This is a genomic window from Pseudomonadota bacterium (assembly GCA_010028905.1).
Classification (GTDB): Bacteria; Vulcanimicrobiota; Xenobia; order RGZZ01; family RGZZ01; genus RGZZ01.
Genome location: RGZZ01000239.1, coordinates 1 through 7590, shown reverse-complemented (window position 1 = coordinate 7590; position 7590 = coordinate 1). Strand labels below are relative to the sequence as shown.

Annotated in this window: 5 protein-coding genes; 2 read left to right on the top strand and 3 right to left on the bottom strand. The window is 67.1% G+C overall.

Features of this window, described 5'->3' with window-relative positions:
- The first annotated feature begins 2 nt into the window (after positions 1–2).
- Complete coding sequence (locus tag EB084_15425) at positions 3–3038, top strand: sensor histidine kinase (protein NDD29648.1); 3036 nt, start codon at positions 3–5, stop codon at positions 3036–3038.
- A 91-nt stretch (positions 3039–3129) separates the two neighbouring features.
- Here the strand turns inward: EB084_15425 and EB084_15420 are convergent, their stop codons facing one another.
- Both EB084_15420 and EB084_15415 read right to left on the bottom strand, forming a co-directional pair.
- Complete coding sequence (locus EB084_15420) at positions 3130–4236, bottom strand: hypothetical protein (GenBank protein ID NDD29647.1); 1107 nt, start codon at positions 4234–4236, stop codon at positions 3130–3132.
- The gene (locus EB084_15415) at positions 4236–5033 is read right to left on the bottom strand and encodes a hypothetical protein (GenBank protein NDD29646.1); all 798 of its coding nucleotides are present in this window, start codon (positions 5031–5033) and stop codon (positions 4236–4238) included. The genes EB084_15420 and EB084_15415 overlap by 1 nt, the downstream gene beginning before the upstream one ends.
- Before the next feature lie 123 nt (positions 5034–5156).
- On the opposite strand from EB084_15415, the gene EB084_15410 reads away from it, so the two are divergent.
- Positions 5157–6347 (top strand): MFS transporter, encoded by a 1191-nt coding sequence (locus tag EB084_15410; GenBank protein ID NDD29645.1) that lies wholly within the window; start codon positions 5157–5159, stop codon positions 6345–6347.
- A gap of 13 nt (positions 6348–6360) precedes the next feature.
- On the opposite strand, the gene EB084_15405 is transcribed toward EB084_15410, so the two are convergent.
- The coding region (locus EB084_15405) for a hypothetical protein (GenBank protein ID NDD29644.1) at positions 6361–7590 on the bottom strand (1230 nt) is incomplete at its 5' end.

The following is a 7590-nucleotide window of genomic DNA, read 5'->3' as shown; positions in this document are numbered from 1 at the left end:
CGGTGGAGCTCTTGCGGGGGCTGGTGACCAGCGGTGCCCTGATCGACGAGGGCAAGGGGTGGACGGTGGGCCGGGGGATCGATCTCTCTGTCTCATCGCAGGCGGCCGAACAGCTGGTGACCCGTCTCGCGCGCCTCGCCCCCACGCGCCTCTCGGCGCTCGAGGCCCTCGCGGTGATGGGGCGAAGCAGCAGTCTCGATGACGCTCTCCGCGTCTGGAGCGGTGATCCGGTCGATCTTCTCGCGGCGTTCGAAGACGCCCGTCGACAGCAGCTGGTCTGGACCGAGGCCCACGGCACGCGCTACACCTTCGCCCACGATCGCATCCGCGAGGCCGTTCTCGGTCAGATCGAGACTGCTCGCCTGCGCGCTCTGCACGTGCAGGCAGCGGCCTCGTACGAGGGGGAGGGGGGACGAGCCGTTTACGCGCTGGCCCACCACCTCCACGAGGGTGACGCGCCGGAGCGGGCCTTCCCCTACGCGCTCGCTGCGGCACGAGACGCACACGCCCGCCACGCGCTCGACCTCTCCGAGGGGTTCTATCGCAGGGCGATGCGCGGCTGTCCGAATCGCGCGGCCGAGCTCGAGGTGGTGGAAGGCCTGGCCGAGGTGCTGCTCCGCCGCGGGAGGTATGACGAATCGGTGCGCCTCTGGCGTCGCATTCGCGAGGCCGCCACCGACGCCCTGACCCGCGCCCGCGCCTTTGGACGAATCGGTGAGATCGGCATGAAGACGGGCAGCCGGGAGGCCTATGACGACCTGGCCGAAGCGCTGCGGCTACTGGGGCATCCGGTGCCGCAGGGCTCGGTTGCCACGGGTGTGGCCATCGTCTCGCAGATCGCGGTGCAATGCCTCCATTCGATGGCGCCATCTCGCTTTCTGGCAAGGCGGTCGCTGCGCGATGCCGAGGGAGATCTGCTCGCGAGTGTCATCTTCGATCGCATGAAGCAGCTCACGGGGCTGGAGTCGAGGTTCCCGCTCACCTTCTGGTCTCACCTGCGCTCGCTCAACACCATCGAGCGCTATCCGCCCACGCGCCAGCTGGGCTGGGTGTGGATCGAGCACGGCGAGGTGCTCACCCTCATCGCCTGGTTCTCTCGCGCGCGTCGCTACCTCGACCGGGGGCTGGCCCTTCCCGAGACGCGCAGCGATCCATTGCAGCTGGCACGAGGCCTCAGTCGCAAGGGTTTTCTCCACTATCGATCCGGCGCGCTGCGAAGCGCGTCCGAGCTCTTCACCGACGCCCTCGAGCGCCTCATGCGCCATTCCGAGGAATTCTGGGAGATCGAGATCCTCCGCTTCTACCTTGCGCGGGTGGAGTTCTTTCGTGGACGCGTCTCCTCGGCCACACGGCTCGCCCGCGAGGTGCACGAGAAGCTCCGTGACGGGGGCGATCCCTGTGTGGGGTACGCCGCTCTCGCTGATGTGGTAAGAAACACCGGGGGGCGCGTGCCCCGAGAGGCATTGGGAGAGATCAGCCTCGATCTTCCACCCCTGGCCAACGCCGAGATCCACCTCGGGCATGGGCTCTGGCATCTGGGGCGAGGTGAGGCCGCCTTGGCAGCCCAGCGCTTTCGCCTGTCGCGGTTCACCACGGGGGGCCTCGAGCCCACCAGCCACTACGTCACCCGTTCCTGCTGGGAGGCCACGGCCTGGCGATTTGCGGCGAGCACGCTTGCGGTGGGGGCGGGAGCGCTGCGGGCCACCTACATACGCCGTGCCCGCGCCGCGGCGAGGCGCGCGCGCACAGCGTCCACCCGCTCACCCGTGCATCTGGCCCACGCGCTTCTCGAGTCGGCCGTGCTCGAGGCCGAGTCCGGGCGAGAGGTTTCGGCGCGTCGCCTGTTTCGCGATGCGCTCAAGACGGCAGTGGAGCAGGAGAACCACTACTACTTCGCCTTCGCGCTCTACGAGAGGGGCCGGGTGGGGGCTGCGCTCGGGTGGTCTGACGCGTCAGAGAACCTGCGCGACGGGGCGTGGGCCTTTCGGGCCATCGGCCTCGATCCCACCCCCCTCGAGCACTTCCGCCTGCCCGCCCCGCAAGAGGTCGAGGCCCCTCCGCGCCTGGGACTCGTCGATCGGTTCATCGGGGTCATCGAGGCGGGGCGCTCGATTGTCTCGTGTCTCACCGAGGAAGCCGTTCTCGAGGCCGTGCGCGTGGCTGTGATCGAGCTGCTGCGACCGCAGCGCTGCCTCGTCTGGCGCGAGCGTCCGCCTCGTGGTTCGAGCCGCTCATCGCTGCTTGTTCCGCTGCTGGTGCGTGGCACCCCTCGGGTGTGGATGGAGGCGGTGCACGACGATCTCGATGGCTTCTTCCGCGATGACGAGCGCATGCTCGCCGCGCACCTCGCCGCCATCGGCGGCGCAGCCCTGGAGAACGCCGACCGCTTCGAGGCGGTGCGGGGGCTCACCCGGACGCTCGAGGCGCAGGGTGTCGAGCTTCGCGCCTCACTCGAGGAGAAGGAGGCCATGCTCCGCGAGATCCATCACCGCGTCAAGAACAACCTGCAGATCGTGGTCAGCCTGCTCAGCCTGCAAGCCAGCCACGTCGATGACCCGAGGGTTGCGAACGCGTTTGGCGAGGTGGCCAACCGCATCCACTCGATGGCCCTCATCCACGAGTTCGTCAGCGGCGGTGACGACATGTCAGAGGTGCCGATGGACCGCTATCTGCGCACCCTCGTCGACCACGTGGTGTTCAGCCAGGGAAGCGGGGGCGTGCGGGCCATCTTCGGACTCGAGGAGATCACGCTGCCCATGTCGGTGGCGGTGGACTGCGGGCTTGTGGTGAACGAGCTGGTCTCGAACGCGCTCGAGCACGGGTTCCCCGAGGGCAGGAAAGGCATGGTCAAGGTGTCGCTGTATCGCGCAGATCGCGGCCTCTGTCTCGAGGTGGCTGACGACGGTGTGGGCATCGACGCGACCCGAACGCCTTCGCTGGGCCTCACCCTGGTCGGGGTGCTGAGCCGAAAGCTCGGAACGATGCGCGTCGAGTCGTCAGCTTCCGGCACGCGCACCCGCATCGACTTCCACGGTTAGGCCTGTACCAGTCTCCCTCCGACGAGGCCTCGCAACGAATCGCTGCGCACGTGGTTTCACATGGGCGATGCGTGGGTGAGCCTCAAGGCGATCAGGGGTCGACACGAACAAGGCGCAGCTCGATGCTGCTCTGCAGAGCGAACATCGGCGCGCTTCTCAAGAAGACCGTGGCGTAGGGGGTCGGGGTGGCGAACACGCGCGTCATGGGCCGGCCCAGTCTGCCCACGAAGATCTGCAGCCCCTCACCGCTCACCGCGCTTACGCCGATCATTGCGTCGTCCAGGAAGCCGCCGACAAGGGCCTTGCTTCGCAGAACGGACGTCTTCTTGCCATGGTCGTAGAGCACCACCTCGGGACTGGCGAGGCCGCGGGTGATGCGGCGGTAGAACGCGCGCTGCGCCGCAGGGTCGAAGTCGAGGGGGAACAGCTCACCCTCGACCGTGTCGATGGGGGTCACGCGCGCTGCAGCGTCAAAGCGCAGAAGATGGTCGACAAAGCGTCCCGTCTTCTGATTCAGGGTCTTGAACGTGTAGAGCAGCGACTGCGATTCACCGAAACGGATCTCTTCGACGTCGGCCTGCACGTCAGCGGGACGCTGCTCACTCTTGTAGACGGCTCTCAGTGCGAGGCGCTTCAGCGTGGCGAGCGAGACCACTGCCTCTACGGGGGGCAGCGAGGTCACGCAGGTTCCCACGGCATAGTGCTCTGCGTCGCGCTCGTCGAGCAGGGCGCAGGCCTTGGTACGACTCACCCAAGCCAGGGGGGAGACGCCCAGTATTGAAAGCCCCGCCCCACGCGGGTTCTCATGAATCCGCGTCCACGTCCCGGTGTCGACCTGCAATGCGTACGCCTCGACCGGAAACGTGGAGAACACCATGGCTCGACGGGCATCTGGAGAGACCGCCATGGCGCTGAATCCCACGAACGGACACGAGCCCTGTTTGAGCACCCGGCGCGCCGCGAGGTCGAAGATGAACCAGTGCAGCTTTCGGGTGTTGAACTCGCGGGCGAGGAGGAAGATCTCGCCCTTCTCGGCGGCCACCGACGTGCTGCTCACGTCGACGATGAACGTGCCCGCGCCCACGAGGCGCTGCAGCTCGCGCACGTGGACGCGAGATACCTCGGTGACGGTGAACGCACGCGCAGGCAAAGCAGCGCTGATCACCAGCGCCAGCAGGCAGATTATGAGGCGGCGCACTAGTTGTCGTCAGCGTCGGCGTGGAGCTTGCGCACTTCCATGGCGGCGGGCCACCAGTCCCACATGAAGTGATCCTTGCCATCGCGGGTGACGTAGCGGCCCAGGAAGTTCTTGTGGGCAACGGCAATCCTGACAACCCCGTACTGGCTCAGCGGCTGCAGCTCGTCGGGTGTGCTCTTCCCATCGTGATTGGCGTCGACCCGGATGCAGAGCCCTTCGAGCTCGGTCCCCTCGACCCAGCCGTTGTGGTCCTTGTCGCACACAACGGCAAGCTTGTCGAACCCGTCGATGAAGCCGCCGGCGGTGCCGAAGAGCTGGTTGGCATTCTCGATGCGGCCATTGACGGGCAGCGCGCGCAGGCCGTCGTGCAACCGCGGGGCGAGCCACTCGGGGTAGTCGGGCACGCTGTCGCCCGTGATGTCGAACATGAGGGCGTACTGCTTGGCTGTCGTGTTGTACTTGGTGTTCGTGGTCGTCTTCACCGTGGTGTAGGTGGTGGTGATGATGATGGTGTTCCCCACGGTCTGCGATGACACGCTCTGCGAGGTGGACGACGTTGTGGAAGACGTGTTCTTGAAGCTGCTCGTGCTGACGCTCTTGCCGGAGAGATCGACGTAGTACGTGGTCTGGGGCTTGAGCCCGTTGAGCGATCCAAGGTAGCTCTTCTCACTCGTGGTCAGGCTCTTGGAGAAGGTGCTCGGGTTGGTGTAGCCGCTCTTGGCGTCCCAGTCGTTCTTGAGGAAGTTCCCAAGGTTCTTCGCTGCGTAGCCGGTGACCACGTTGTGGACGTCGTTCACCGTCTTGTTGATGGTGTTGTAGACGTCTTGATAGATGATGGTGGGGGGCGCGTTCCTGAGCTCGGAGGGGCGCGTCTCCGATCTCGGAGGGGCGATGGACGGGGGGCGTGGAACCCCCTTCGAATGCCGCCTCCGCCCGAGTCGAACCGACTCCCTCGCGCCGTCATCGTCATCGGCTGGATCAGCCTCCTCACCGATGTGGCGGGGGAGATGATCTACCCCGTGCTTCCGCTCTTCCTCATGACCCTGACCGGGCGTCCGGGACTGGCCCTGGGGATCATCGAAGGCGGCGCGGAGGCGCTCGTGGCGCTGATGAAGGGGTTCAGTGGGTGGCACTCCGATCGGGCGGGGCGTCGGGTGCCCTACATCCGCTGGGGGTATGGCGCGAGCGCCCTCTCCAAGCCGCTCATCGCGATGGCCGCAACGTGGGGCGGCGTGTTCGGCGCACGCCTGCTCGATCGCCTGGGAAAGGGGTTGCGCGGAAGCGCGCGTGACGCCTTGCTGGCCGACGCGGCGGGAACGGTGCAGCGTGGACGGGTGTTCGGGTTCCACAGCGCCATGGACACAGCCGGTGCAGCCATCGGCGTGCTTCTCGCCACCGCGCTCCTGTGGGGGCTGCCCGGTCAGTATCGGCTCATCATCGCGCTGGGCCTGCTTCCTGGTCTGGTGGCGGTGGGGCTAACCACCCTGCTCGACGAACCCGCGCCCGTGTCGGCGCTGCGCGCTGAAGCAGGAGAGCTCCACGCGCCGTTCTCGATTCCCTTCATCACAGCTGCGGCCGCGCTCGTGGTGTTCGGCCTGGCCAACTCTTCTGACACCTTCCTGCTGCTGCGGGTTCGGGCGTCCGGATGGCAAGACTGGCAGGTCGGGCTGGCCTATGCCGGATACAACCTGATGTATGCCGCGGCGGCATACCCGTTGGGCCGCTTGAGCGATCGGGTGGGTCGCTGGCCCGTGATGGTGGTCGGCTGGATGCTCTACGCAATGGTCTACGCTGGCTTCGCCAGCCTCTCCGGCAACGCGTACTGGGGGCTGTTCGCGGCCTACGGTCTGTACATGGCGCTCACCGATGGCGCGGCCAAGGCGCTGCTCGCAGACCTTGCGCCGCCATCGCGCAAGGGAACCGCCCTGGGGGCCGTCTCGACTGGGGTGGGGCTGGCCAACCTCGTGGGCAGCGTCGCGGCCGGGGTTCTCTTCGATCGGGTGGGACCCGCGGCGCCGTTCTGGCTCGGCTGCGGTGGGACCGCGCTCGCGCTCCTGCTGCTTGCGGGCGCCTGGGCTGTGAGACGTCGCGCGACTCGCGAGGCGCGCTGAGGGCGCGAGACGGTCAGCAGGCCTGCGCGCGCAGCCCGATCTTGTCCTGCGCGGTCATCCATCCGCCGTCCTGGGCGAACTGCAGCGCGCTGTAGCCTTCCGGGTGGCGGGTGAGCTCGATGCTCACCCCGTGGGCGCCGGGATAGTGCACATTGTGCTGGCTGGCGATGACCATGCCGTCGATGGCGCCCTTCACCTGCGCGGCGGCCTCGCTCAGCTCGGGACCCGCCGTCTTCTCGCCCTGCAGGCGGTCGGCGAAGTCATACAGGTCCTTGTACTCGTAGAAGCCCTGCGTCTCCTTGGCGATGCCCTTGAGGGCCTTGCTGGTGATGGGAGACGCCTCGATCTTATGGGCGAGCACGTCGACGGCGCTATTGAGCGCCCCTTCCTTCGAGAGGTCGTACGCCGCCATGGTGGGGAGGTCGTCGGGCAGGCCAGCGGCGCGCTGCACTGCGGCCACGGCCACGTCTCGCGGCGCCATCGGCAGTCGCGCCGCGAGCTTCTCGTCGAGGTGACCGAGCATCTCTGACGTGAGGATGTTCGAGTACGGCCAGCCTGCGGCGCCCTCGGTCTCTTGCGAGCCCACCATGAAGTCGGCGCAGTCGCGCAGCTCGTGGGCCACCTCGGCCATTCCCATGAGGCACGCGTCGAATCCGATGACGTCAAGCTTCTTTCCCGTGGCTGCCTGCGCGGCCTCGAGCCCCTCGCGCACGGTGGGCAGGGTCATGAAGGTACCCGCCCCTTCGTCTTGCACGCATCCGCGCCAGCCGTTGCCGTGGTCGTTGATGATGAGCATGGTGTGCTCTGCCGGGTACTTCTCCATGCCCCACTTGATGAAGTTCGAGAGGGTCTCGGGAGACGCCATGTCGACCTCTCCGATGTTCTCGAGCACGGGTGAGCCGATGCTTCCATCCGGGGTGCTGACCTTCTGCATCAGTATGCGGCTTGCGCCCGGTCCGCCTTCGTCGAACTGGGTCACCACGTTGAGCTGGTCGGTGGAGCCCACCTTCTCGATGTCGCGCAGGTTCTCGTACTCATAGGGGTAGAGGTTGTTGTCCGCGGCGGCGTAGACGAGAATCGTCCACTTCTTCATCGGGGGGGCCTGCGGGTCGGAAGGGGAGGGCGCGCCGTCCGGTGGGGGCGTGTCGACCCCGGCGCGCGCCGCGGCCTGGAAGCTGTCGCAGAGAGGGAGAGCGGGGAGCGCGCTCGCACTGGTTCCGAGGGGGCTGTCGTTGGCAGGGGC